We start from the raw sequence: 26,626 nt of genomic DNA, 5'->3' as shown, positions 1-26,626 counted from the left end.
AGCTGTAGTACTTATCGAGGGAGAAGAGCATATGAAGATTACCGGCAAAGGACTGACGATCCTGTTGTCCTTGCTTTCGGTCGCAAGCGCTAGCGCTCTGGCGAGAGCCGATGAGCCCTCGCCGAAATACACTGAGGTGCTCAATGCCCTGCAGGCGGGGAAGAATGTGAAGCTCATACTGGACATGAGCCACTGTAGCCCCGCGGAGGGCGGCAAACCTGCATCGGCAACGCAGGCCGGTCTGGTTATCAATGCATTCAGGGTGACGGTCCAGAATGGAATCAGCTTCTCCAATGCTCACCAAACGGTCGACACCTCTGGACATGCCGTGACCGAGTACATCCGCCATAGCCTTAGCCGCGAAGGCAAGCTGACGGTGCGAGCTTCGAAGCTTGTTGTCGGAACCGCCGAGCTTGTGAACCAAGGCGAATTCATCTGCGAACTGCCGGATGGCGCAAAGTTCATCTGGTAACGAAGAGCACAGAGAAAAGGGGCGCTCCGAAGAGTTGATCCGAATCGTGAAGGATCCGAGTTGCGCCAAGTTGCTGCTGTTTGACCAACGTTGGGCGTGAGGGCCGTCGATCTCCATTCGTCTCAGCGATTGGAGGATCGGCGGTTCGGGATGTCATCATATGGGTTGGAGCCCCGGCTTCTCAGTCGAACGCTCCAGATGAGCGGGGCAAGGTACGTCCCCACGCTCTCCGCGGTCCTGTTGGGAGTGTATTTACAAGCCGATCAAGCGGCGGGCTCGCGATGATTTCGCTCGACCTCGGCCCGCTCAGGATGAGCCGGTATCTTTCATGCCGCGTCTTTTGGCGTTCTTCACTTGAACCTTCCGTGCTGCCGAATGCAGCCGCAGGGTGATTGAACCACCCCGCTTAAGATCATGCTGTGAATGGCGGCTACGGGGTTTACTCGCCGTCTCAATTGTCGTTCGGACGCGGTTCGGATTTCCGAAAATAGGCGATCCGAGTGGATTCGGGAGCTTGTGGGGCTGCCCGAGGTGCTGACAGCATATCGTTCAGCCAGATTGCGGCCGATGGAAGAGAACACGCGGCAACCGGGTAGGCTTTCAGCCGTGTAGGGCTCGCCATGGATCAAAAAGCGGGTCATGGGGAAGTCTTGGCTCGGCAGAAGGCCCAGGTTTTGGAGCATGTCAATCACGAGAGTCGAAGCTTCTCGCGGGCCGTGCCCCCAGTCTAGGCCGAACCACTCTCCGAGTTCAGGAACTTGCGGGAGCGGGTGGTGGCCCGAGGGGGGCGCGGCGGACGGCGGTTGGAGGTTCGCCGCCTGCAATTCGAACCCGGAGGGCCGATCAAGCCCAGATGCGAGGCCGTCGTAGGTATGCGGGGAAGCCATCGGAGTCACCGACGCAGCTTCACTCCCCGAAGCGAACCTTGGGTGATGGATGAGTTGAACGTCATTGGATCCTCTCGGCCCCAGCACGGCCGTATAGCGTTCCCCACCAATCTCATAGTTCATGAGCAGATATTGCGCATTAGGCAAGAAGTCCCACTTGCCCAGCTTGGAAAGCATCATGTCGGGAGCGAGCTGGGTACGATGAGAAAAATCGTTGGGCACTGCGAATGAAACGTCAAATGTATCGCCAACAGCAGGAGAGCGCAGATGGATGAGCTGAAGATCGCTACCCCACGCGGTCCTAACACGATAACTTCGATGCCTGAAGATCGAAAGCAGGCGCAAACTGGTCTCGATCCGCGGCATCGAAAAGCTCTTGCTGGATGACACTTTGCACGTGCGAATGGGTGACTGAACCGGCAGTTGGCCAGCGCACCGGCGCATCGTAGAACGTCGTCGGCAAGCCCTCGCGATCAGCCGCACCTAAAAGCTGTTCCTGGGCGACATCTTGCACGGGTGAGTAGGCGACCGAACTCATGCTCGGCCAAAGCATCGGTGCATTGACTGGCGGCAGGCCCTCGCGATCGGCCGCATCGAAAAGCGCTTCCTGAGCGAAACTCTGCAGGGGCGAGGGGGCGGCACGCAATCGAAGGTGGAGGCACATTGTTTTGGCGCACAGCGTCGAAAAGCATATTCTGGGCGACACGTTGCGCGGGAGAGCGAGCGGTTAAACCCGTTCTCTCCCAAAACTGCTGAGCATTGAAGCCGCCCGCCGGCAATGAGCCCGTCCGCGTTCCCTAAAGGCTGCTCACGTTCGAAAAGCTGGACGGGCAAATCGGCGGCCGGCTGCATTGACCGGCGCGAATCGCCCACGTAACTCGGCGAGTTGTCCCGCCCCGCGGTTCGGCGGTAGTCGTTCACCCTGTTCAACGCGTAGATGAGCTTCTTGTCGTTCGGAAACAAAGCATCGGCATAGCCGAGCAGCGCTTTGTGGCTGAGCTTGGCAATCGACAAGGGGCGCAGTGCTGCCGCTAGCTTGCGGAGACTGCTAGCGTAATTTCCAGCGGTTTTTGCGTCCATTGCTCGACCAAAGGCCGCCTCGGTCGCCTCTCTGATGAGATTGGTATCTTCCTTGGACGGACGATAATGTGTTCTGAGCGGCGGAGCGGTATCGATGGGCTCCCGGTACCTACTCACCATTGACGATGCAGAGAAGATCACCTTGTCTTTTGGCAGTAGCGTCTTGGAGCGCTCGAGCAACGTGTCGTCATCGAACTCAGCAATCGAGTGACCAGACTGCTTCAGCAGCTCTGCCAATTTGCGAAGCCGACGGTCATAGATTTCAATTGTAATCGCATTTGGCGGTGGGCCTCGGTGAAGGGCAGCACCAGACGCTGCCTGGATGAGGCGATCGTCTTTGTTCGGTGATGTCATAAAGCCCGCGATGGGAATATACCGGGCCAAGCTGTCGCACCTCTCGCAAGTGTTGCTCGAACACCGCTTGCGGTTCTTTGGGTTGTTCAACCGTGGTATCTGACGTAGCGGAATCTTTATACGCTGGGTTGATCGCGTTGTTTCGATCCATGCTGCAGTCCGCTCGCTTCGTTCCCTCGTTCTTTCGCTACCCACGTTAGCTTTCCAAAACCTGATCTGGCCGGGCGGAAAGTAAGAATGAATATTGGTCGGCAACTGCCTTTTCGAACCCGACGACGAGGCGGCGAACGTAAAGACGGTACAGGCTTCGGCTGAAATTCTGATTTTCCAGGTGCGGTACGCGCGCCACCTCCCCTGATGGCCAGCTCGGCGGGAGCAGTATAGACGGAGCGAAGGCTGCTTTCGATTTCCGAACATCGAAAACAGCCAAGTTGTGCTAAGCCTCCACCCTTAATCTTCTTTCCCTGACTTTCTGTAGGGATTCGACGCGCTCGCGGTCCGATAGTCATCCAGATTCCCGCCCAAAAACAGTACCTCGCGCTCCTCAGTTGGGGTATCACTTACCCAGGCCAGATTGGGTTCATCATCCTCAGTCCCGTCCTCAAGAATACTGACGATCTCGTCGGCCGTCCAAGCGGTGATCCTTGGCACCGTGTACGTGTGCAACTCATTCGCATTTTCCGCGATCACTTTGGCGCCATACTCGTTGTCGTCGTCTGGCGAGAGGAGCAATTGGGAGGCCTCCTCGGACAGCGACACAAACGGCGAAGAAGTGGTGTCGCCCCTCATGTGCTCTGCCGCTGCGCGACCCAGATCAAGTTGACCTTGCCCCCTGGGCTTAATCCAGTTTGAAGTTCGCTCTGGCCCAAGACGAGGACCAGAGCATGAAGCGCAATCGTTTTACGGAAGAGCAGATCATCGGGATCTTGAAGGAGCACGAGGCCGGGGTTTCGGTGGCCGATCTGTGCCGCAAGCACGGCGTCAGCGACGCCAGCATCTACAAATGGAAGGCCAGGTTCGGCGGGATGGACGTCTCCGAGGCCAAGCGGCTGAGAACGCTAGAGGACGAGAACACGAAGCTGAAGCGGCTCCTTGCCGAGGCCATGCTGGACAATGCGGCGCTGAAGGATCTTTTGGGAAAGAAGTGGTGACGCCCGCAGGGAAGCGGAAAGCTGTCGTCCATCTGCGCGAGGCATTCGGGATGAGCGAACGGCGGGCGTGTAAAGCCATCGGCTGCTGCCGCATGACCATGAGATACCGGACGACCCAGGCTGACGATGCCAGCCTTCGTCAGCGCATGAGGGCGATCGCCCAGGAGCGCCGCCGCTTCGGCTACCGGCGGCTGCATGTTCTGCTCAGGCGGGAGGGGTATCTGATGAACCACAAAAAGCTCTTCCGGCTCTATCGGGAAGAGAAGCTGACGGTGCGTCGCCGTGGTGGCCGCAAGCGGGCGATCGGGACCAGGGCGCCGATGCTGGTTCCGATGACGCCGAACGACCGGTGGTCGCTCGACTTTGTGTCGGATCAGCTGACCGACGGCCGCCGCTTCCGCATCCTGACCGTCGTCGATGATTGCACCCGTGAGTGCCTGGCGCTGTTGGCCGATACCTCGCTCTCCGGCGTCCGTGTGGCGCGGGAATTGGACCGGCTGATGATCGAGCGCGGCAAGCCCAGGATGGTGGTGAGCGACAACGGCAGCGAACTCACCAGCAACGCCATCCTGGTATGGGCCGACCAGAGCCATGTCGAATGGCACTACATCGCGCCGGGCAAACCCATGCAGAACGCCTTCATCGAGAGCTTCAACGGCCGGCTGCGGGATGAGCTGTTGAACGAGACGTTGTTCACGTCACTGGCACAAGCCCGCGTCACACTTGGATGCTGGCGGGCCGATTACAACGACACACGACCACACTCGCAGCTCGGATGGAAAACTCCGTCCGAGTTCGCGATGACCTGTCACCCGCGCCGGGATCTGGCGCTGCGCTATGCCGAAGGCTCCGCGCCAGCCCCCGTCGCTCCCACCGCCCAACCGGGCAAATCCAACGGCGGGGGCGAACTCAGAACTGGATAAAACTTGGGGGCAAGGTCAAAGTCGTTGGCCTCCCCAGATATTCCAGGGGGCGGCGTCGAAACGCGAAGCCGCCATGGAACGCAAATGGGCCATTGCACTCTGATTGGCGAACCCGCGCGGCTTGCAATGGCTAGCGTGGTTTTGGAAGCGCTGCAGCTCCAAGTATGAGGATGCCACCACGTCGTCGTGAACGCGGCTACTATCCACGCCGCCGGTCGACGGTCCAGTCGCTCCTGACCATGGCATTGACGTCTGCGCGGCGAGTTCGATTTCCCTTCTGAGTTCCGCAAGGCTCGCGCAGGTCAGCGTTACGGCGAGTTGAGCGCGCGCTGTTACAAAGGATGCGGCTGTGCACCGTTCGTTCTTCGGGATAAGGTCCGCTCTCCTATTGCCATCCGTTGCAGTTCGGGTCGATCCAGCGCCGGCTGAAGCTGGTGCTGGGAGGACTGGCCGGTGCTCTCTAAGTCGCAGCTCAAAGTCTGCTTGCGGCGCGGTCTCTTCCTGTTGCGGCTCGACGCAACTGATGCGAGCCGCGGACGGGTTCACCTTGTCAAATGGGTCCATTCCATTCTCACTGGTTGCCTTGTCAATATCATCGAGCAAAGTTGGTCCGATGAGGATCAGAGGCTGAGCCGGGCGCAACTCTCGATAAAATTGCAGCGGACGGTAAGTTGAGGGGGGCGGAACGGGCTGAGCCAGGATCCAGGTCCTTCTCCTCCAGGTCTTGAGCCATCAAGTGGGCCTGCTAGTCCGATAGAGATATTACTATGCTAAAGGGCTTAGCTGTCGAATAGCTGACCAGGCCCATTGGTTGAAGTAAAGTCCGGGCCCTTGCCAGCTGTGCTGGCGGGCCTGTTGTTCATTGCAGAGTTGAGTTTGGCGAGATGGACCCTTCGCCCCTGTCCAGCTCCACGGCAGCGCGGTGTGAATGGTCTGGGAGAAGCGGTGCGCGAAAGAGCTGCAATCGGTGAGCTTGCGCTGGGTGGATAAGTTTATCTGCGTCAGCTTGCATTGTGCGCAAGTCGATGTCGTTGAAAGGCTCGTCCAGGGGCTAGCTCTGATCCGAGTAGCCGATGCCGCAGCCATCGGGCTCGTGATTGCGCCGGTCTGGCGTGAAGCTCATTGTGCTTTGTTGGGACTGCTGTTTGGGGCGAGGAGTTGCGCGGGCGCGGTGAAGGCTGGTCGCAAAACACGACCCGCTCGATGCAATTCAATCCAGACATCCGCCGCGAGACGTTGGATCGCCAACCAGACGTGACATGACCACGAACGATCCATCCCGAGAGGCGTCCCACTCCCATGTGCCGGTAAGTGAGGCGGTCCGATATCCAGCTGGGTGATTTCGTCGACGTTGATGCGCCGCGATTCTTGATGCTCAAGGCGGCCGTGTCCAAGGTAGCTGAGTCCCGTGCACATATCGGCGCGGTCGTGGGGCCGTCAAGACGGGCCTTTTTGGCAACTTGGCGGTGCGTCATCACACCCGTAGAGTACGCGAGGACATGCGCCGCGCGCGCGAGAATTAACGACGCTCCAGCATCCTCGAATCCAGCGCAGCTTCGAAGCGTTGCCGTAACGCGGCATCTATAATCTCGAATGGTTCATCGCATTATTAGATGCTGGTGCTTGGCGACGCCTTATTGATCGGATGTCACTTTGCAGCGCGGCAGCAAGCGGTCGACCAATCGTGTCGCGCCAAAGTTGCCGTGTTCTCGACCGCATCGCGGTTATCTCTTTCGCGGACGCGCCGGCGCTCCCAATTGCAGCTGCTGCAATTACGCAGCGCGTGTTCGGTGAGCCTGATCAGAGAACGCTTGGGATTACGCGAGGGAAGGTTAGAAACGGCAATAGAAGAGGATGCCAAGGGACGATAGTAGATTGAAATACTCAACTATTGCGTTTGCATGGTCTGGACCTCTAAAGATCCTCTAGCATGATCATTAGCTCGCTCGGTCGGGAGTCCAAACGTTTCGATCGCGAATCCCATCCAAACATCTTCCTGAAAAGGAGCTGGCTTCTTGATGAATTCTGGAGAGCCGATGTGAATGTACTCGTGTGGAAGCAACCCGCCGCTGGAGACAAGCTGTCAGGTCGGTGTCAATCGGCAACCAGCGTGGTCGAAGCTCTTCTTGGCCGCGCCCGCTCGGAGAAGATCGCAAGACCTACCAAAAGCTTCTTTGGTGACATTCTTCTCACATCAGCCGGCTGTTTGTTGTCTATGCCTCAAATTGGCTGCCCGGAGCACATGCAAGGTGCGCTTGCGCGAAAGCGCAGGTTGGCTGTCCACAAGGCCGGCCAAGCAGCTCAGATGCCGCCGCATGAGTGACGGTTATGTCTTCGGGTAACTCCATGCTTCATCTTGGCTTAAATCTTCATGGTGCCGGTGGTCATTCCGCCGCATGGCGCTGGCCGGGGACGAATCCAAGCGCCTTTTTCGACATCGAGCACTACGTCCGCGCTGCGAAGATTGCGGAGCATGGTCTGATGGATGCTGTATTCCTCGCCGACACCCCCGCGATAAGTTCCGACATCACGCACCAGCCGCCGCTTAATGGGCTCGAACCGACGCTGGTTCTCGCTGTGATTGCACGTGAAACGGATCGAATTGGTCTGATTGCGACGGCGTCGACCACCTACAACGAACCATACAATCTTGCCCGGCGCTTCCAATCGCTCGATGTCATCAGCCGCGGGCGCGTTGCGTGGAATGCGGTCACGACGTCGAGTCCGGCGACGGTTGCGAACTTTGGCGGCCGAGAGGTTGGGCGAGCGGATCGCTACAGACGTGCGGAGGACTTCGTTGAAACGGTCCGTGCTCTCTGGCTGAGCTGGAGCGGCGAGATAGTCATCGCCGATCAGGCTGCGGGCGTTTACGCAGATCAGAGCCAATTTCGCCTGCTCGATCCCGCTACCAATAGTTTCGGCATCCGGGGCCCACTTACGCATCCCGCTTCGCCTCAAGGCCACCCAGTCATCGTTCAGGCTGGCGGTTCGGATCCCGGATTACGGCTTGGCGCCCGCAGTGCAGATGTCGTGTTTGCGGCAGCCGGCGACTTGTCAACGGCGATGCAGGAGGCAGAGCGCCTGCGCGCGCTTTCTCGGCAATTCGGCCGCCCTGCGGCCCCGCTCATCCTGCCAGGCCTTGTCACCTGTATCGGGGGTACCGAGGAAGAAGCGGTTCGTCGCAAGAAAAACCTTGACGGACTCCTCGATATGGAGCGCGCCATCGCTGCTCTTGCACGAAGCATGGGCGTGGCAGTCGAGAAGCTCAGCCTCGAAAGGCAAATCCCGGAGGAGATCTTGCCTGCTGCAGATGATGTTCCGTTTTCTGTCGGTCACCATCGCACGATTGAGACTCTGGCGCGTCAAGGTCGGACGGTTCGCGAAATCATTAGCAGCGTTCAAGCGTTTGGCCACCGCGCGCTCGTGGGTGCGCCCGAGCAGATCGCAAACTCGATTGAGGCATGGTTTCGCGCTGGCGCGGTTGATGGTTTCAACATCATTCCGGACGTGCTGCAAGATGGCACTTCGGCGTTTGTCGACAATGTGGTCCCCATCCTGCAGAAGCGCGGGCTCTTTCGCAAAGAATATCGTGGGCAGACGCTGCGAGAGCATTTCGGGCTTTCCATTCCTTTCGGGCCGGCACGAGCCACAGCTAGCCCACCGCTATGACGCTTCCTCAACATCAAATGATTTGGAGACTGGATATGCATTTGTCGAATGCGCGGTCAACGAGGCGATTCACTGGAAAGTCGGACTATCCAGCAAGAACCGTGAAGGCGGCCCTCCTCGTGCTCTTGGGCCTGTCGCAACTGCCGTCAAGTATTCATGCTCAAGAAGGGGTAGCCGGGAGCGTAAAGCGAGGAGGCGTTATTCGTTACGGGCACTTTCAGGAGCCGGCGTGCCTCTTCGGAGGATGGGTGCAGCAATGGTATCTGCAACGCCAGTACAGCGATAATCTGGTCGCCCGCAGCGAGGATGGCAAGATTGTGCCATGGCTGGCCGAGTCATGGACAATTTCCGATGACAAGAAGATATACACATTCGAGATAAAGCCGAATGTGAAGTTCACGGATGGCACTTCTCTGGATGCGCAAGCCATTGCGGACAACATCAACGGATGGCTTAGCAACGACCCTGATCTGCGTAATCCGACTGCTGCTCCGTATCTTAGCGATAGCTTCGAATCGGCAACAGCAATCGCTCCTCTGAGGTTACAGGTAACCTTGAAGGTGCCATTTCAACCCTTGCTGAACGTGTTTGCTCAATCCTCGCAAGGCATTCTCTCACCTTCCGCGCTCAAACGCGGACTTGCGGTAAACTGCGAGAACCCAGTCGGCTCAGGTCCATTCATTGTCGACAAATGGCGTCATGGACGGGAGGTCACCTTCCGCCGCAATCCCGACTACAACTCGGCGCCGGCCACCGCCAAACATCAAGGGCCGGCTTACATTGACGGAATCAGCTGGAAGTTCCTGCCAGATCAGACCGTGCGGTACGGCTCGTTCATCGCGGGCGAGACCGATGCCATATACGATATCCCAGCTATCGCATGGAAGGAGGCCAATTCCCGTTTTCCATTATTGCGGCACATTACTGGCGGTACCCCTCTGCGCCTGGCGTTGTATACGGCACGGCCCCCATTTGACGATGTGCTCGTCCGCAAGGCGTTTGCCTATTCTACTGACCGGAAGGCCGCAGTCGACACATCATTCCTTGGCTCTTTGCCATTTGAAGGCAACGGTGCGCTGAGTCAGAGCTCGCCGGAATACCTGCCTGAGCTCGGGCAGTCGTATACGTACGATATTCGGAAGGCCAATCAATTGCTTGACCAGGCGGGTTGGACCGAGCGTAATCCTAGCGGCGTTCGTGTTAAGAATGGCAACCCGCTCATCGTGCGCGTGTCCTATTCGAACGCTTTTCTGAAGCCAGATGGCGAGCAAGCCTTGCAAGTTATCCAGCAGCAGGCAAGAGCGGCCGGTTTTGACGTACGTCTTCAGCCTACCAATCCAGCTGATTTCTTCGCAGGAAAAAACCTCGGACCCGATGATTATGAGATTGTTCTCCTCTATTGGGTTGCCCCCGGCGCGGAGATATTCCGGATCTCGTGGAAGCCCGATCAGAAGGGCGAGACTAATCGCTTCAATCCCTCACGCTATCAAGATCTGACGCTTTGGGACATCATTCAAAGGGCGGAGCAGGAACTCAATGGGGCGCAACGTGTCGCCCTCTATCAGCAGGCGGAACGGAAGATCGTGGATGAGGCTCCTGTGATTGGCCTCACGGTGCTGGACGTAACGTTGGCGACCAAGCCAAACCTCAAAGACGTTTGGCTGGACCGCGGCTCGGTCGGCGAACCCGTTTTCTATGACGCTCATTTCGATGATGGGAAGTGACGCCGTGAAAATAGCAGCCCATCATCCCATTGTTTGGTTCGCGCGCCGGATATTCTCCGGTGTGGTCGTGGTGTGGGCTGCCGCAACCTTCGCGTTTTTGATCCAATGTGTGCTCCCTGGGGACCGCGCCCAGATCATCATCAATGCGACAAGCGGCAACGTCGGAGTCGCGTCCTCGGCGGAACTTGCGGCGATCAATGCGAAATACGGATTTGATCAACCGCTCGCGGTTCAATACGGAAAATACATACTGCGAAGCCTGCATGGAGACTTTGGCGAGTCGTACCAGCAGCATCGGCCTGTCGCAGGGATCATCGCGGAACAGATTGGCCCTACCATTATTCTGGCGGTCACCGCGCTGCTGTTCGCATGGATTATCGCAGTCCTGACGAGCTTGTTCATCGCCGGCAGAGACAACATGTGGGCGAAGTTGCTCAATGACACGCAGGTCTTTTTTGCGACCGCGCCGCCCTATTGGCTGGCCACAATTCTGCTGGTTGTTTTTGCGGTAAAGCTGCGCATTTTTCCGGTCATCGGTGGAAGTTCTCCGGCCGGGCTCATTCTGCCGACACTTGCGTTGGCTCTTGAACTATCGGGCTTTTTCGGACAAGTCGTTCAGAACGAGTTCACGCGCGTGCTCGAGCAGCCGTTCGTTACGTCCGCGCGGGCCCGAGGCATGAGTGATTTCGGCGTCAGGCTTCGCCACGTCCTCCGCCATGCCGCATTGCCTGGCATTAGTTTATCAGGTTGGGCGCTCGGCAAACTGCTTTCGGGCGCGATTTTGATCGAGGTGGTTTTCGCCCGTCAAGGCCTAGGTGGAGTCCTTGTTGCTGCAACGTCCTCGCGAGACGTTCCGATTGTCTCGGGAGCTGTTCTGGTCTCTGCGGGCCTGTTCGTTCTTGTTAGTTTGATTGTCGATCTGACTTACCGGGTGGTCGATCCGAGGATCAGGTTGACATAAGCATGTTCGCCGAAGCCACCGTGTCTCGTTCGCTCAAAGAGGTCCTGGCAATCGTCGGCCATGTTCCGTTCCGAGTTGCCGCCTGTCTTATCATCATTGGCCTCTTTGCCCTCGCGGCTGTGGCGCCAAAGGTGCTGCAGACGCACGATCCGCTCGCTATTGATTTGAGATCGTCATTGCCGTCTCCGTCGATCGCCCATTGGTTGGGAACTGATCAATTGGGTCGAGATCTTTACTCTCGAGTAGTCGAGGGGGCAGGCCAATCGCTGGCTCTTGGACTAGGCGCGACGGCGCTGAGCATGTCCATTGCGATCGTTTTCGGCGTCGCCGCCGCAATTTCTGGTGGCGTATGCGACAGCATCCTGAGCCGGATTGTCGATATGCTCTTCGCAATTCCCACGCTCCTGCTCGCCCTTGTGTTCGTGACCGTTTTTGGGCCGTCGGTATTGACTGAGGTCATAGCTGTCGGAATCAGCACAGCGCCAGGCTATGCGCGCATGATCAGGGGCCAGGTGCTTGCCATCAAGGGGACAGGGTATGTGGAGGCCGCCAAGGTGCTGGGCCATCCATTTCCCCGTATTGTCTGGAGGCATATACTTCCCAACGCCATGAACCCGCTGACGGCAATGATGACGATCGGCGTAGGTCAGGCGATTATATGGGCCTCCGGTCTTGCTTTTCTTGGTCTCGGCGTCGCTCCCCCGGCGCCTGAATGGGGCGCGCTGCTCAATGCCGGGCGCAATTATGTAATCTACGCCTGGTGGCTGGAGATCATACCCGGTTTGGCAGTTACGGCGTTTGCCCTCAGCCTCACCATCATCGGGCGCCATCTACAGGACCGTCTGGAAGGAAAAACGTGAATGTCACAGGGTCGCCTACAGCCTGTCGCGCAGCAGCCAGACCTCCTCACGGTCGATTCGCTGCGTGTTTCCTTCGGTCGCGCCACCGACGAGAAAGCGGTTGTGCGCAGCATATCCTTCTCCCTCCGACCGGGACGGTGTCTCGCGATTGTCGGTGAATCCGGCTCGGGCAAGAGCGTGACTGCGCGGGCTCTCATAGGCCTCGCTGGTCGCTACGCCAATGTTCATGCACGCCAGCTAAGCTTCGACGGAACGAGCCTGATGGGTCTTAGCGATCGTGCTTGGCGGCGCATCCGCGGCAACGAGATTGGCTTTGTATTACAAGATGCACTCGTCTCACTTGATCCGCTTCGCCGGATCGGCAAAGAGATCGGTGAAGGCTTGCTCCTCCACGGCGCGGTATCATCGCGCAAGGAACTCGCGCAGCGCGTCATTGCTCTTCTTAAGCTCGTCGGTGTCCCCGACCCCGAGACCAAGGCCAAGCAGCTGCCGCATCAGTTATCCGGCGGCCAGCGTCAACGGGCTCTCATCGCTTCGGCACTTGCGCTCGATCCCCGCATCCTGATCGCCGACGAGCCGACGACCGCTCTCGATGTGACGGCGCAAGCTCATGTGCTGTCGCTCCTTGAGGAGACCAAAACGAGGGGCAAGGCTCTGATTCTGATCAGTCACGATCTGGCAGTGGTCTCCCGCGTGGCGGATGAGATCCTCGTCATGCGAGAAGGCGAGGTCGTCGAACGCGGTAACGCCGGCCAAATATTCAAAGATCCGGAGCACCCCTATACTAAGCAGCTGCTGGACGCCGTGCCATCAGGCCGGCCGCGCGGCTCACGCCTCTCACCATCCGCTATTGTGCGTGCGCCTGCCCGGCAAACGCAGCCAGAAGTGCAATCCCCACCGAAATCTCGTCCCATCCTGCTCGAAGCGACAAGTCTGGTGAAGCGCTTCAAGGGCCCGGATGGCACTTTACGGACGGCTGTGGACGGCGTCTCCTTCGAACTGCGATCCGGCGAGACTTTGGGCATCGTAGGTGAGTCCGGATCAGGAAAGTCAACGATGGCGCGCATGGTCCTGGCGCTCGAGGAGCCTGACGAGGGAGCCGTTCAGTTTGCAGGCCGGCCTTGGACCGCGCTCGCCGAGCGCGAACGGCGGGCTCGGCGGCGGTCACTATCGACCATTTACCAGGATCCTCTTGGCTCGTTTGATCCACGTTGGACGGTCGGACGCATCATATCCGACAGCCTTTCGAGCGACGTTGAGACGCGGCGCAAGCGGCAGGAGCGCGTTATCGAGCTGCTCGATCTGGTCGGGCTACCCCAGGCCTTGCTGGACCGACGACCGCTCGAACTCTCGGGCGGTCAGCGCCAGCGCGTTGCGATCGCCCGCGCGATCGCGCCAAATCCTGCCGTCATCGTCTGCGATGAGCCGGTCTCGGCGCTCGACGTCTCGATCCAGGCCCAGGTCTTGGACCTGCTCGGCTATCTGAAGGACCGCGTCGGCGTAAGTTATCTCTTCATCTCGCATGATCTCAGTGTTGTTCGTCACATCAGCGATCGCGTCATAGTTATGCGCCGGGGGAGAATCGTCGATAGTGGCGCCACTGAAGAGATATTTCGCAATCCAGAGTCTGAATATACCAAGAGCCTTATCGCCGCCATGCCGCGTCTTGTGCGCGACCACCAGATAGGTCGTTCAGCTACTATCCTCGAAGAAGGCATCGCATGAACGCCTTCGAATCCGATTCTTTATCATAAAATTGTCTATCTCCGATCGCGGGGCATTCGCCTTTGCGCGCCGAGTTGGTCACGATTACGCGCTCATTCACCGCTCGAACAGGACAGTCCGTGGCACGGGTTCCCACTAGATGGACCGGTCGGCGCGCGGAGCAGGGCGAGTCGAGTTCTAACCCTGAGCTCGGCGATCCGCAAATGTCGGATTGCAAGTCATCGATTGCGTGCTCGCAAAGGACAGGCGGCTCTTGCGCCCCTGCAAACGAGCTCGCAATCTTCGCTTTCACGATAGCCTTGCCATCATGGTGCGGTCCCTGACAACGAGAGTGTGTTTGTCAGGTTCAAAACATTCGGCGTCAATAATGATTTCAAGACGCCTATTCAGCCGTTAATTGCGACTGATGCGGCTGGCACGGTCATTGCTATCAGAAATGAGGCAACGCCGAGTAGGGGCCCACTTCAGCCCTGTGAACGATCACTTTTCCCCGGAAGCCGTGGGTCCATTCTGAAAAACAAGCAAGGCCCTGAAGCTTTCGCATTCGGTTTGATGGAGAGCGAATTGGATTTGCCTAGAAGAGCCGACGAGACAAATCGCAACGACTGGACGTCAATGTCAAAAGACGGTTGCGTTGTCAACGTTGCCGGACTCGGTGAACAACGTCAGCGCGCTGCAGCGGGGGCGCATGACTAGAATTCGGATGACGTGCTCAAGCGTGCCGGCTGCGGAGGTCACCGACACAATAGGCGCCTCATCGAGGCATCGTGTCGTCATTTCGCCGACGAGTTCGCCACAGGTCGCATAATTCAAGGCGGAGCAAGAGAGGTCGATAACAGGCCCCCCGTAATCCGGGCAATACGGAATCGTCATGTCGCAAACGATCGGCCCTGATAGTGAGTGCACCGCGAATGAAGGGGCAGAGCACTGGTCAGATCCGAAGCACAATCTATCATCAGATGGCGACTTTGTTCGGTACTGGAGCCGAGCTGCCGATCGGCTGCGCGCGGTGGCTGCGGTTGGGAGGCGAACCGAAGAGGCGATCGGAAGGACCGGGATTGGCTTGCAGCTATCGTCCGAGAACTTTAACGGTCACGACCTGTCAGACTTCCCGTTGCGACGCTGTACCCTCAATCGTGCGCAGCTCTACGGAGCAATGTTGGATCGGGCAGACCTTTCTGGGGCGAATCTTATCTGTCCGGGGCTAGAGAGGGCAAGTTTCCGTGGGGCCAAGCTCGATTATGCGTATATGCATGCGATTGCAGCGCAGGTGTGCAACTTCGACGATGCCAGTCTGCGCAATGTAATTGATGCAACAGGCAGCCTGTTTCACGGTTGCAGCATGAAAAGGACACGCTTCGATAACGCCATGCTCAGCGGGCTTCTCGCTTACCAATGCGACGCGAGTGATGCTGTATTCGATGGCGCGGAGCTACAGGGTTCGACCATTAATGAATGTTTCCTTCCTTCCGCTTCCTTCCGCTTTGCCAAGCTGAGCCAACTCACGATCACGAAATCACATCTGGCGTCTTGCTCGTTCTTCCAGTCAAAGGGGAACTGTTTATCGATTGTGCGTCCCACCTCGGTCGATGGTCTTGTCCTGGAAGGCGCTCATCTTCCGTATCTGAGACTCTCAAAGGTAAGCGGCCGCATCGCAGCGAGAGGCATGTGCGCACCATTTGCTGATATTCACTTGTCAAATCTTCCAAATGCGGAGCTTGAGCAGACGGACCTGACCGACGCACGGCTTCTGTCCGTAAGCTTGTCCAACGCAAACCTCGCCGGTGCCGTGCTTAACAGTGCATCCATTCATTCCTGCGAGCTCGACGGAGCGGACCTGTCTCTGGCATCAGGCGAATGCATTTCTATAACAGAGAGCACAATGCGAGCCGCCAAATTATCGGGCTTTCGTGGCCGCTCTAGCTTTGTGCGCGACTGCGATCTCGAACGTGCAGACCTATCCAATGCTTACCTTTACAGGTCGATGATCACCGGTGATCCCCCGCAATCAATGGCACTGGATGAGGCAAATCTCGAAGGATCGAATCTCGTTCAGGCATATCTCGCCGCAGGAATGACGAGAACCAATCTGGAGGCAACGCGGGCCGCGTACGTTCGCATGAACCAATCGTCCTTGCGCGAGGCGAACCTGAGTGGGATGTCGCCGTTCCAGGCCAGCTTCGTAAAGGTGGACTTTTCGGGCGCTAAGATAACCACATTCGAGCCACCGTTCTTTGCAGACCGATGTCCGGGCCTACAGGCCGCTCTGAAGGGGGATCAGCCACGCGAGCCATTAAGCTATCTGACTGAATTCTCATCCTTGATCAGACGGGGTCGAGAAGGGTCTACCTGACGGATTCGGGGACTGCAAAATAGAAGGCAATGCAGTGTCGGCGAGCTTAGGACAGGTCTGGGCGGTCGTTCGTGCTGTGAGCGAGCGCTTAAGCGCTATGGGGCTCCCTGGCATCGTCGGATACGAGAGGCAGGGCAGACCTTTGCGATCCGACCGAAGCTCTTTTGGCATTCAAAGAGACTGGAGTAGAAAATGCATCTGGCATGTCTTTCCGCAGGCAAAGCGTTCATCCGGGAGGTGGCGAGAACAGGGCAGACTATCGGGACGGTACATACTCTCGGAGCCCTGCATCTTGGGCATGCAGAACTGATCAAAAGGGCGGCATCGGAAAATGACGTCGCGATCGTCACAGTCTACCCGAACAAGATCCAGCTTAGACCGGGTGGGAGCTACGACTTCAATTTGGACGAGGATATTGGACTTGCATTGCGCTCGGGAGCAACTGCCGTAATTTCCTCGAACGACACCGAAATGTTCCCGCCTGGCTATCGAACCTTTGTATCGCAAGGCGACTGTCATTTGCGTCTAGGGGGGCCTGACGCCTATTTGAAGGAAGCCGTTAGCGGGGCAGTCCGCTGGATCTGCTATGCGAGGCCAACTCGCAGCTACTTCGGCCTGAAAGATATCGGTCAGGCGATCCTGGTGAAGCGCGCCGTCGCAGACCTCCTTCTGGATTGCGAGATAAGGTTTGTGCCGACCGTGAGATACAAGAACGGAGTGCCCATTTCGTCGCGTTTGAGGCGATTTAGCCGTTCCGAGCTTGATGAACTGTCGTGCCTTTTCACGGCACTCAACCATTCGAGGAAAGAGATCGCCCGAGGGGTATCTAGTGTGAAGGATTTGGTCGCGTCGGCCACATCTCAGATCAAGTTCCGGCAGTTTAATCTCGATTTTGTTCGAATCGTCGGCGCCGACAACTTCGAAGACCTGGAGCAAGTCGAGCTCCCTTTCATCATTTTTGGAGCGGCAACGGCTCATGGTCTCAGGATCTTCGATAATATCTACGTTCCAGATCAAGATACTCTCGTGAAGGGTCCTTCGGATATCTGGATCGATCTGCCTGAACAGTTCTAGCCAGACGATTATTCATCCATGACCTTGAGAAAGCTATCCGTTCCGGCCGTATCCCAAAGCGAGCGTCACCTTATGAAGGTGTACTCGGCTTGATGTTGCCTCCAGCGCATAGCCATCTCTAACCAGCGCTGAGAGCACTCATTGATCCATTGAGTACATCGACTTGGAAAGTCAATGCGATCCTTACTGCCCGACATGGTAGGGCGAGGCTAGTTGCACTGTGAGGTAGCCTGGTCGAGCGGCCCGTCGCAGCCAAGCGCTGCGGCAGCTCGAAGGCGACGAATCGCACCACGCCGTAAACTCTCGAGAGCAGAATCTGCAGAGATGATCATGACAAGGCGATCGGAAGATTATAGGGCTGAGGATTCGTGTGTTATCCCGCTCAGTAAGCTGGATGTAAGCGACGGCAAGCGCTTTCAAGACGACAGCATGTGGGCTTGCTTTGAGCGGTTGCGAAAGGAAGATCCCGTTCACTACTGTCAAGACAGTGCTCATGGTCCATATTGGTCCGTGACGAAATACCGGGATATCGTAGCCGTCGACACAAACCACAAAGCGTTCTCGTCCGAACAAGGTGTCACTATTGTCGACGTGCCTGGCGAGCACTGGACCCCGAGCTTCATCAAGATGGGGCCTCCCAAGCACGCCGAGCAGCGCAATACCGTGAGCCCGATCGTCGGACCGGAAAGCTTGACGAAGCTCGAAAGCTTAATCCGGTCTCGGGTCAGGGCGATTCTCGCGGGCTTGCCGCGCAATGAGGCCTTTAACTGGGTGGACATGGTGTCCATAGAGTTGACGACGCAAATGCTCGTCACGCTGTTCGACTTTCCATTTGAGGATCGGCGACTGCTGACCTATTGGTCAGACGTTGCTGTTACAGCTCCGAAAGCAGGCCATGCAATCGACAGCTGGGACAGGCGAAGCACCATCTTGTCCGAGTGCCTGGAGTATTTCACCCGGCTTTGGAACGAGCGCATCAATGCCGAGCCGCGCCTCGATTTGATTTCCCTGATGGCGCATTCGCCCGTCACACGCCAGATGGAGCCGAGCGAGTTTCTCGGAAATCTGATTCTGCTGATCGTTGGGGGAAACGACACCACGCGCAACTCAATTACCGGAGGCCTCCTGTTCATGAGTCAATATCCCTCCGAGCTGCAAAAGCTAATTGACAATCCCAAGCTAATCTCAAGCGCCGTGTCCGAGATTATTCGGTACCAGACGCCAATCGCACATATGCGCCGTACCGCCGCGATCGACAGCATCATAGGCGGAAAACAGGTCAGGAAAGGCGACAAGGTCGTCATGTGGTACATCTCCGGTAACAGGGACGAAGAGATTATTGAGGGCGCCGACAATTTCATGATCGACCGCAAAAATGTGAGGCAGCATCTCTCGTTCGGATTCGGCATCCATCGCTGTCTTGGTCGACATCTTGCGGAACTTCAGTTGAGAGTCCTCTGGGAAGAGATTTTGTCTGCGCAATTGGGGTGCGAGGTTGTCGGCGAACCCGAGCGGATTGCATCTAACTTCGTGCACGGCTATTCCGCTCTCCCCGTGCGGATTGCAGCTTAGGCCCAAATTGCTCTGCTCACGCAGAGGGCAGGCGGCGGGGCGGGCTTGTCCTGAACCATCTTTGGTTTCTGCAAGCAATGCAGATGGGATGATCGACGGGAAACAATGCTGCATGGCGGAAGCGAATTACCGGCCGGCAGACGCTTGGAAGGACTGCGGGAAGCGACAGGTGAGGCGCGCGTCTTGACTCGCAAACGCTTGGCATGCCGATAATTGAACCTCAACGGCCACTCCGATGCAGGTCCCGGGCCACTCGAATAGCCGAAAGCATAGAGGCCAATGACCTTGATGTTGAAAATTGTAGCTGTGGCAGCGATTTTCCTTGGAGAAGCTCTTTCGATATTCGCCGAGTTAATTGCCTCAAGGCAATTCGGAAAGGCCGGTGGCGATCTGGCGATGCTTTGGCCGATGTTTCTCCTTGTATGCTTGGGTGGCATCCTGCTCGTTCTCGGATACGCGCTAGGCTACATGCATCTGAAGAATATTTGGATCATTGTAGCGATATCGGTGGGAGCGATCCTGGTCGTGGAACCGATACTCACGGTTCTGCTCTTCAGAGACGTGCCGACCGCCGGTTCGCTGATTGGGCTGGTTCTCGGTGCGTTTGGTGTGCTCGCTGCAATGTTTCTATGAAGGTGATCTCACCGGACCCGGATGGGCGCCGCACTTTTGCGAAATGCAGCGTGAGGATCTGCGAAAGATCGATTCAGCCGGTTCGAACGAGGAAAATATCGCTTCTGGATCGACCTTCTGCATCTCGTCGTCATCGGTGTACGGCCGCTAGGTTGTTAAGCTCTTCTGTCAAAGTCGCCTTGCCGTTAGCAGCACGCGCGCGCCGAACGTAGGTCTGCCAATCTATATAAGCTGGCCATTTCTGCTTGACCATCATTAGCCGATTGGGCTGCGAGTGTTCTCCCGGCTACCTGCGAACTTGTGGGACGAGTTGACCCAGTTGGCGTGGACGGAGCCGCCGGCAAAAGGGGCAGGATTCGTACCGGATCGCGTCACGGCCAGGGAAGCCTCAGCCGCGGTCACGTCTCGGCTGCTTACACCGACGCGGTTACCCGCATCGCTCTGTTCAGCAACATCAGAGCTCCGGCGGAAATGGAACTTCAGGTGACATCGGCTTTCTTGTGCATGCGCAAGACCGCTTTTGGTCAGCTAGTCGTCAGTCAGGCGGTCTATCCAGACAGGCTGCACATTCGCGACTTTTATTGAAGACGAAGCATGACAGGCATTGGCCGACCCGGCGCATCGGAAGTTGGGGCCGTAGGAGCCGGCAACACCGAAGACGTGAGCGGTTCGAGCATGGAGCCCAGCCTCTTCCCGGGAGCACGCAGTCAATCTTTCGATGCCGTCTTGGAGCGGATGCGCTCTGGACCTCAAGACAGAATCGCGGCGCTTGGCAACTCAACTTCGGATGGGGCGGCGCCAACGCGGGACGAGATCAAGGCAGCAAGGCAAAAAATGGGCAGCCTGCTTGAGGAGCTTGAAGCTAGTCGTCGAGCGGCCACGCGCGCCCAGAACTTGCAAGAGGCGCAAGAGCTGATCGATCAAGTCGTCGAAGCAGGCTCAACAGTTCTGGAGTACTACGCGGATCTGCCTGCCAATTTGGCGCGTCGCATTCTGCCCGACGACCGGGCTCGCCGCCTACGCGACGACACACTGGACGCGGCCGAAGAATGTAACGCAGTCGCCACCCAGATTGTCTACGAGCTGGAGAAGAAAAGAAAGGAAGCATTAGGCTGGCTCGAGAGGATCAAAGGCGCCGGTACGCCCGTCCAGGTGAGCGGCTCGTATAAAAGCGTGGCGAACCACTATGCAGCCCACATGGAATGGTGGGGAAAGAAGGTGTTGCGCCTAGAGTGGATACAGTCTGTCTGTGCGGCTACTGCCCACTTGCCAAGCAGCACGCCCGAGATGCGCAAGGCCGAAGAGGCCGCACTAAGACTGCATACTGGCTGGGCTCTCAATACGAGGTGCGTGTATCTGCAAACGCGGATCGCTCTCGCGGAGCTCTTGATTGACTCGCGAGCGAGCACGCTCGACCCAGACGTGCGCGATGCCCTGATGGACGAGAGCGGGCGGGTGCGTCTGCTCGAGACCTTCGTCGGGGATGTTTTTCCGGCATTCGTCTCCACGTGCGACGCCGTTCTGCACCGCGATGGAGCAGTGCTCGACGCGGAGCATCGCGCCGTTCTGGAAGGAGTCATGGAGCGGCTTTCGGAATTTGCATCTGGGCTGAGCGGCTTGGTTGCCAGCCTGAGGCAGGTCGGAACGGGAACTAAAGTTCCCCTGCAGCTGCTGGACGAGATCGAGGAAGGGGCGTGGGTGACCGCGAACGAGGTCATGCGGCTGCTGGCATTGCAGCCAACTACGCCAGCCACGATTGAACCGCCGGCTTGGGCTGAGCTGCTGGAAAATACTGCCGGGGTGAGCCAAGGCAATTCAGGCAGAAAAGGAAAAGCAAAAGCAAAAGGAAGGCGCGCGGCGGCTGCAGGCGAGGGGAGTTCAATGGCCAGCTCATCCGAGCCGCAACTCGCCAGGCCCGATACCGCTACGGCTCCGACGCGCAAGGTTATCGTGCGCTCAGATCTCGGTACCAAGAAGCTCGCCACCATGGAGGAAGCACGCGCCTCATCCGCTGCAACCGAGCACCTCCAGATGTGGCAGGCGCCGCCGTCCAAGGAAGCCCTGGCGGGATTACTTGAGCGATTGGACAAGCTGCTGCAGTTCGATCTGCCGGCTCAGCAGAGCGCGGTCTCGCAGGTGCGCCAGATGAAGCCCGAGGATGCCGAACACGTCTTGGGTCGGGTCATTACGCGCTTGCAGACGCAGGCCGACGAAAGTGGGGCCTGTGTTACCGCGCTGCAGGAGCCTCGCCGACGTGGCCTGCTCACGCCTTCGCAAGTTCCCGAAGTGCACGACAAAATAGTCCGGCTCAATGGGATGTTGTCCGAGCTGCAGGGACAGGCAAGATCATTGAAAGCGCAGAGAGCAGTGATCACGAGTGATTGCATGAAGACCTACCCGTTTCCATCGCAAAAGTACCTCGAACAGCTGCGCGCGGCGGGGGAACTCGAGTCAGTGGATCCGCCGCGCGCCTTGAAGGGCGAGCCAGGGAAGCTATTCGAGATCAAGCTGCAGCCCAGGGCGCTGCGCAGCGGCGCGATGCCAAGGCCGATGTGGGGGCACATACATACCGAGCGGCCGGTTCATGCCTGGCAATTGGCAACGCTTAGCGATCGCGAATTCGCCGCCTGCCACGTGAAGTCCGACGAACAGCGCGGATACAATCAGCATTGACAGAACGCGCGAGCCGCCGAGGGTCACGAGAATGTCGTGATCCACCGCGGCAAGCTCACCCCTGCGTTCTGTAGGTCCTTGTTGAGCACCGCCGCTGGCCAGCGGTGGCAGCCGCTTGCCGATCCGCAGCACGTTTCAACGCAGCTGGCTCAACTGCGGATCGAGTGAGCTGGTTGTCTTGCGGCGGTGAGCCGTTCGGTGGCAGCGTTCATGCCTTAGAATCGGCTCGGCGCATTGCCTGAGCAGCGCCTTGGTCCTTCAGCTCCATCTTGGAGAAGAACGGCGCCTGGGAGAGAGCACACCTCACGGCACGGTTGCCAGCCGGCGGCCCGGAGGATTGTTGGTTGTTCCGGAAGCAAGCTGCCATTCCGGGCAGTGGCGAACATCGGCGCCGATGCGGGCAGTTAGGCCGCCGAGTATTGCAGATGGAGAACATGTACCTGATGCCGGCGGCCCGCCGGATGTAACAGTGCTTTCACCTGCCTGGCCGCGGCAAACTGGCGCGCAAACCATCGGCAGAGCTTCAACAGATCGCGGATGGTCCGGGTGCAGGGGAGCTGACTATCCGGGCCGCTTTGACGAATCAAACCGGGCGGTGCACAACAACGCTGCCTGTTTGCTACTCTTGCAAAGGGCTACGACGGCCCCAGCATCACGCCTCCTTGGCCCCCAAAAGATGCTGGGGCTCGTCGTTCTTCCTTGAGCGTCTCGAGCCGAGTGACGTCAAAGGTGCTTTGCTTCAACTGCAATGGCGCGCCGAGCCGCCCCGACAATCCCAATACATGAACGCATGGTCAGTCATGTCGCTCCTTGTTCAGTCGCCGTCACGAGCGACCGACCGGCGGCATCGCCCGAAGAGGGCCTCCGCCCGATCAGCTTGGCGGAGACTGTCCATTGAGTCAGGGCCCGAGCTCACGACAGCGAAATAGGTCTGACCGTCTTTTACAGCTCGATGCCATGCGCCCTAAGCACCCGGTGCAGCACCGCGCCTTTGATCTCGCGGGCGATCTCGCTAACGACTTGAGGTCCTAACGTTCGCTCGGCATCGGTATCGCCCCGTTAGGCCTGCTTCGGCGAGCCGTTGTTTAAGCCGCGTGTGAAACTCGTCGCCCATTGCCTCGACGATCTTCGCACTCCTCCCACGCGCTGAGGAGCAATCGTGCGTCCAACCGTGACGCAAGTGAGTTTGGGGAAGCGCATGTTCGCAACCATGAAAAACGGCTATGGTCTCGCTCGGACGTTGAAAAGAATGATCCAAGAAAACACTCTGCTCGAGCACCACGAGACATACATTGACGGCTCCGAGGCTCGTCGAGCGTTCGATCACGAAGCAGATTTGCAGGTTCCGAGCGGGTTAAGATTGAGCCATACGGTGATGTCCGAGCTTATCCATTCCGTAGATAGATCTGATCAAGAAAATCAATTTTACCGCTTACAGGGTCGTCATATAGACCCTTGAGGACGGTTGGGGCTAACCTAGGGAAGCGATTTCTCGAATGAAAAAGTCTGTGTTAGTGACGGCGAGCGCCCTCGCGCTTGCAACGGCGGCGGTGCCTCCTTTTGCTGCAAAAGTTGCCGCGCAACCGGTTGCCGGCAGGGTGGGGGTAGCCGATACATCATATCCTCAGTGCGCGGACGACCCGTTGGAAGGTATCTGCGACCTGTTCTTTTGTTTGACCGATCCCTCGTGCGTGCGACACTGAGGACGGAAAACAAATCAAGCAGAGAACGAGGATCGAGCCTCGTGCGGCCGCTTGCTCCGACTGCGGCCGCGTCCTCGTGCCGCACGGTTACGCTGGCAGATGGTGCAAGTGGCGCCATCTTAATTCTCTTAAGTTGATCAAAGCGGTTGCTCACTTTCAGCCAATCGTTGACCACCGCCAATCGCGCAGCCGCCGCATCGGCGTAGGTTGGGTAAACGGGAAAAGTCGTTTTAGATCCCGATGCTGTGTTCCCATGCGAGCCGCAGCTCGATCTAAAACTAGTCGAATTTCTATAGCTATTCCATGTCAAGCCCGTAGCGCCCTTCGGTTCGATGGTTCGCATTTCGGACGTCATGGATGTCTATTCTTCCCGGCTATGCCGAGGTAGCCGTCGTGGCATTAGGAAGGTTCGTTTATGGTCGGGCGTCAAATTGAGTGGCGCCGTCTCCGGCATCATGAGCATGGCAAAGAGCCCGGCCGCGGCAGCGAAAAGCATGTACCATGCGGGCACGAGTGCGCTCCCGGTAAGGTGGATCAGCCAAGCGACGATTGGTTGAGCTGTGCCTCCGAAAACCACTATCGCAAAAGCGTAGATCGTCGCGAAGGCGCCACCACGAATGTTCCTGGGCAAACCTTCGGCCATGCTCACGTAGAAGGCGCTATACGGAATCGTTCCGATCAGGGTGAGGGCGCCGAGACCTCCTAGAAGGGCGAAGGCACTGCGGCTCTCTGCAATCCACAAGAATACCGGATAGGTCATCAGCAATGCGGTGACCTGCGGCCATATCATGATGCGACGACGGCCTGCGCGGTCGGCGAGCAGGCCGCCCAGCAGTGCTGCAGCAATTCCGACCGCATTGCTGATGAGCGTGGTAGCAAAGGCAAGCGGCGCAGAAACGTGGAGGGTGTTCATCGCGTAGGTGATCATAAATCCCGTCACATAAGTCGTGATCGTGCAGCTGGCCAAGATGACAAATCCCAAGCTCATGATGCGGCGATCGGCACGCGATTGGCCTTCGGGCCGGGTGACCAGAACGTGCGCCTCGGGCCGGTGCAACGTTTCGGGTAAGCCGCTCCGCAGCCAAAGTCCAAACGGCAACGTAGCGGCGCCGAGCAACAGCGCGATCCGCCATCCGTACGCATTGAGCGCTTCGCTTGTCATGGTGAGCGAGAGTATTTCTCCAACCAACGCTCCGGCCGTCGCAGCTATCTGTTGGCTCGCGGGCTGAAAGGAGACAGCAAGACCGCGCGCCTCAGCGGGGGCCGCTTCCATCAAGTAGGCGGTCGCCGGACCCACTTCACCTCCGAGAGCAAAGCCTTGGAGCAAGCGTGCGAAGACGACCAGTGACGGAGCGGCAAGCCCTATTGTCTCATACGATGGCGTGAGAGCTAACACTAGGACCGCGGCACTCATCATGGTAAAGCTGGCGGTCATCGCGGGCCGTCTGCCGGCCCGATCCGAATACGAGCCGAGCACGATGGCCCCGATCGGTCTGGTTACAAAACCTGCGCCGAAAGTTGCGAGTGAAAGCATGAGGCTAGCGAAAGAGTCGGTTGTCGGGAAGAACGCTTGGCCGATCTGTATCGCGAAAAAGCTGTAGGTCCCGAAGTCGTAGAATTCGAGAATATTGCCGATGGTTGCGCCCAACACGGCGCGGCTCGTCAAGCGTTCCTCTGCGGGATTGAGGACCGGCTCCAGTCTCTCTCGAGTAGATTGCCTCGACACCCTCGACCTAATCTGAAGCGCGATTCCGACCCAAGATTTTGGCCAGACAGGACGCCCCGTTGCATTGCGCTGCCCGCTCCCGTCCCTCACGGCCATTTCGCCAGGCAATATGTCGGCTGAAGCGTGTCACGACGAAGCTCACCGTAAAGTCTGCAATAAAAATGCCGGCCTCTCCGCCACCATTTAGCCCGTGATCTGATCGCTGGCCTGGACGGCAAAGACAAATATGCGAACCTGCTGCATTCGTCAGGTGGCTGCAGACTTTTGCGCTGCTGTGGCGAGTGTGCGACAAGATTGACGGGCGTCGCACACCACTGACGATGACTCGAGCCATTCCGCCTCGGGCCAGGTTGCGTCCGCTCCCTAAGGCGCCAATGGGCTAGGCCCTTCATCGCCAAGGCGCTTGCCGCCGCTCAAGGTTGGAGTGCGCCCGGGCGCAAGCGACACCAATCGCCACGTTTACTCGAGAATGCTTGCCCGTTCGCTTCTCGCGTTCTGCGTGCATAGCAGCATGTTTCTCGGAAGAGCTCCGTGAAATTACTCCTCAGCTGCGCATCATTTGCGCCAAATTGCGAACGCTCGCGCTTGACCGAGACACGTAGATCGAGGTCGACGCAGCTTTCCCGCGTTCCCGGCGTGAAAGGACGGTTTCTGTCTTGATTCACTAGCCGGGTACAAACCCTGGGCGAAAGCCAATACAGAGAGAAGAGACTTGCTCTAGCACTTCTGCCAGTAGGAGCAAGGAACTAGGTCTGCGCGACTCGGTGCTACGACGCTGCGTGGATAAGCTCCGGCAGGAGCCGAAATTGGCGGCGTGGCGCCCCACAACGCATGCGCCGCTAATGTCGGCGGACCAGGCTTCGGAGATCGCCCGCCTGCGCCAGGAGAACGAACAGCTCCGCATGGAGCGCTACCTCTCAAGAAAATCGACCGCGATCTTTGCCGGAACCGGAACGGTCATTTCGGACGGCTACAGAGGCCTTGTCGAGAGCTTCGCCGATTCCTGCTCGATGCGCGTCTAAAACGCTACATGGTTTAATTTTACCGCAATGCTTCCAGCGATACCCCTTCCAACGTTTGCGAGGT

At 58.0% G+C, this 26,626-nt stretch carries 17 protein-coding genes and 1 pseudogene; 14 read left to right on the top strand and 4 right to left on the bottom strand.

Annotated elements, in window-relative coordinates; translation table 11 throughout:
* Positions 1-31 precede the first annotated feature (31 nt).
* Positions 32-472, top strand: a complete 441-nt coding sequence (locus tag AAFG16_RS41195) for a VirK family protein (RefSeq protein ID WP_271609033.1) — start codon at positions 32-34, stop codon at positions 470-472.
* A gap of 350 nt (positions 473-822) precedes the next feature.
* Here the strand turns inward: AAFG16_RS41195 and AAFG16_RS41190 are convergent, their stop codons facing one another.
* The 3 genes from AAFG16_RS41190 to AAFG16_RS41180 all read right to left on the bottom strand — a co-directional run bounded on the left by AAFG16_RS41190 (position 823) and on the right by AAFG16_RS41180 (position 3,582).
* The gene (locus tag AAFG16_RS41190; protein WP_342734587.1) at positions 823-1,725 is read right to left on the bottom strand and encodes a hypothetical protein; all 903 of its coding nucleotides are present in this window, start codon (positions 1,723-1,725) and stop codon (positions 823-825) included.
* 168 nt (positions 1,726-1,893) lie between these two features.
* Complete coding sequence (locus AAFG16_RS41185) at positions 1,894-2,823, bottom strand: hypothetical protein (protein WP_271609031.1); 930 nt, start codon at positions 2,821-2,823, stop codon at positions 1,894-1,896.
* 420 nt (positions 2,824-3,243) lie between these two features.
* On the bottom strand, positions 3,244-3,582 hold the full coding sequence (locus AAFG16_RS41180) for a hypothetical protein (protein ID WP_342734585.1): 339 nt from the start codon (positions 3,580-3,582) through the stop codon (positions 3,244-3,246).
* A gap of 95 nt (positions 3,583-3,677) precedes the next feature.
* Here AAFG16_RS41180 and AAFG16_RS41175 point away from each other — a divergent pair.
* The 12 genes and pseudogenes from AAFG16_RS41175 to AAFG16_RS41120 all read left to right on the top strand — a co-directional run bounded on the left by AAFG16_RS41175 (position 3,678) and on the right by AAFG16_RS41120 (position 22,279).
* Positions 3,678-4,867 (top strand): IS3 family transposase gene (locus tag AAFG16_RS41175; RefSeq protein ID WP_342734582.1). Its coding sequence is split into 2 segments (ribosomal slippage): positions 3,678-3,927 and positions 3,927-4,867, totalling 1,191 coding nucleotides; the frame shifts between segments, so codons are not numbered across the junction.
* 1,930 nt (positions 4,868-6,797) lie between these two features.
* Complete coding sequence (locus tag AAFG16_RS41170; protein ID WP_271609029.1) at positions 6,798-7,190, top strand: hypothetical protein; 393 nt, start codon at positions 6,798-6,800, stop codon at positions 7,188-7,190.
* 23 nt (positions 7,191-7,213) lie between these two features.
* Positions 7,214-8,536 carry an NtaA/DmoA family FMN-dependent monooxygenase gene (locus AAFG16_RS41165; protein WP_271609028.1) on the top strand — a complete coding sequence of 441 codons (1,323 nt, stop codon included), beginning with the start codon at positions 7,214-7,216 and terminating at the stop codon, positions 8,534-8,536.
* Between the two features lie 101 nt (positions 8,537-8,637).
* Positions 8,638-10,260: an ABC transporter substrate-binding protein gene (locus AAFG16_RS41160; protein ID WP_271609027.1), complete on the top strand. Its 1,623-nt coding sequence runs from the start codon at positions 8,638-8,640 to the stop codon at positions 10,258-10,260.
* On the top strand, positions 10,232-11,221 hold the full coding sequence (locus AAFG16_RS41155) for an ABC transporter permease (protein ID WP_271609026.1): 990 nt from the start codon (positions 10,232-10,234) through the stop codon (positions 11,219-11,221). The genes AAFG16_RS41160 and AAFG16_RS41155 overlap by 29 nt, the downstream gene beginning before the upstream one ends.
* A 2-nt stretch (positions 11,222-11,223) precedes the next feature.
* The gene (locus AAFG16_RS41150; protein WP_342734579.1) at positions 11,224-12,081 is read left to right on the top strand and encodes an ABC transporter permease; all 858 of its coding nucleotides are present in this window, start codon (positions 11,224-11,226) and stop codon (positions 12,079-12,081) included.
* On the top strand, positions 12,082-13,806 hold the full coding sequence (locus tag AAFG16_RS41145; protein WP_271609024.1) for an ABC transporter ATP-binding protein: 1,725 nt from the start codon (positions 12,082-12,084) through the stop codon (positions 13,804-13,806).
* 871 nt (positions 13,807-14,677) lie between these two features.
* The gene (locus tag AAFG16_RS41140; protein WP_342734576.1) at positions 14,678-16,159 is read left to right on the top strand and encodes a pentapeptide repeat-containing protein; all 1,482 of its coding nucleotides are present in this window, start codon (positions 14,678-14,680) and stop codon (positions 16,157-16,159) included.
* Positions 16,160-16,351: 192 nt separating this feature from the next.
* Positions 16,352-17,233 (top strand): pantoate--beta-alanine ligase, encoded by an 882-nt coding sequence (locus AAFG16_RS41135; RefSeq protein WP_271609021.1) that lies wholly within the window; start codon positions 16,352-16,354, stop codon positions 17,231-17,233.
* 330 nt (positions 17,234-17,563) lie between these two features.
* Entirely contained in the window at positions 17,564-18,805 is a 1,242-nt protein-coding gene (locus AAFG16_RS41130) for a cytochrome P450 (RefSeq protein WP_342734573.1), read from the top strand.
* A gap of 279 nt (positions 18,806-19,084) precedes the next feature.
* A complete protein-coding gene (locus AAFG16_RS41125; RefSeq protein WP_271609019.1) occupies positions 19,085-19,438 on the top strand; it encodes a hypothetical protein in 354 nt (117 codons plus the stop codon).
* Positions 19,439-20,032: 594 nt separating this feature from the next.
* A pseudogene (locus tag AAFG16_RS41120) lies at positions 20,033-22,279 on the top strand (hypothetical protein).
* 1,896 nt (positions 22,280-24,175) lie between these two features.
* Here the strand turns inward: AAFG16_RS41120 and AAFG16_RS41115 are convergent.
* Entirely contained in the window at positions 24,176-25,540 is a 1,365-nt protein-coding gene (locus AAFG16_RS41115; protein WP_342734571.1) for an MFS transporter, read from the bottom strand.
* Positions 25,541-26,382: 842 nt separating this feature from the next.
* On the opposite strand from AAFG16_RS41115, the gene AAFG16_RS41110 reads away from it, so the two are divergent.
* The gene (locus tag AAFG16_RS41110; RefSeq protein ID WP_271609017.1) at positions 26,383-26,562 is read left to right on the top strand and encodes a hypothetical protein; all 180 of its coding nucleotides are present in this window, start codon (positions 26,383-26,385) and stop codon (positions 26,560-26,562) included.
* Positions 26,563-26,626 lie beyond the last annotated feature (64 nt).

This window comes from Bradyrhizobium sp. B117, assembly GCF_038969555.1.
GTDB lineage: Bacteria > Pseudomonadota > Alphaproteobacteria > Rhizobiales > Xanthobacteraceae > Bradyrhizobium.
The sequence above is the reverse complement of the archived record's forward strand: the minus strand, read 5'-3'. Positions and strand labels throughout refer to the sequence as shown.

What these genes read in the sequence shown, in the direction of transcription:
- AAFG16_RS41180 (WP_342734585.1), bottom strand. Translation starts at nt 3,582, where the DNA reads ATGAGGGGCGACACCACTTCTTCGCCGTTTGTGTCGCTGTCCGAGGAG.
- AAFG16_RS41145 (WP_271609024.1), top strand. Translation starts at nt 12,082, where the DNA reads ATGTCACAGGGTCGCCTACAGCCTGTCGCGCAGCAGCCAGACCTCCTC.
- AAFG16_RS41170 (WP_271609029.1), top strand. Translation starts at nt 6,798, where the DNA reads ATGATCATTAGCTCGCTCGGTCGGGAGTCCAAACGTTTCGATCGCGAA.
- AAFG16_RS41135 (WP_271609021.1), top strand. Translation starts at nt 16,352, where the DNA reads ATGCATCTGGCATGTCTTTCCGCAGGCAAAGCGTTCATCCGGGAGGTG.
- AAFG16_RS41110 (WP_271609017.1), top strand. Translation starts at nt 26,383, where the DNA reads ATGTCGGCGGACCAGGCTTCGGAGATCGCCCGCCTGCGCCAGGAGAAC.
- AAFG16_RS41140 (WP_342734576.1), top strand. Translation starts at nt 14,678, where the DNA reads ATGTCGCAAACGATCGGCCCTGATAGTGAGTGCACCGCGAATGAAGGG.
- AAFG16_RS41195 (WP_271609033.1), top strand. Translation starts at nt 32, where the DNA reads ATGAAGATTACCGGCAAAGGACTGACGATCCTGTTGTCCTTGCTTTCG.
- AAFG16_RS41130 (WP_342734573.1), top strand. Translation starts at nt 17,564, where the DNA reads ATGACAAGGCGATCGGAAGATTATAGGGCTGAGGATTCGTGTGTTATC.
- AAFG16_RS41165 (WP_271609028.1), top strand. Translation starts at nt 7,214, where the DNA reads ATGCTTCATCTTGGCTTAAATCTTCATGGTGCCGGTGGTCATTCCGCC.
- AAFG16_RS41150 (WP_342734579.1), top strand. Translation starts at nt 11,224, where the DNA reads ATGTTCGCCGAAGCCACCGTGTCTCGTTCGCTCAAAGAGGTCCTGGCA.
- AAFG16_RS41190 (WP_342734587.1), bottom strand. Translation starts at nt 1,725, where the DNA reads ATGCCGCGGATCGAGACCAGTTTGCGCCTGCTTTCGATCTTCAGGCAT.
- AAFG16_RS41125 (WP_271609019.1), top strand. Translation starts at nt 19,085, where the DNA reads ATGACCTTGATGTTGAAAATTGTAGCTGTGGCAGCGATTTTCCTTGGA.
- AAFG16_RS41155 (WP_271609026.1), top strand. Translation starts at nt 10,232, where the DNA reads ATGACGCTCATTTCGATGATGGGAAGTGACGCCGTGAAAATAGCAGCC.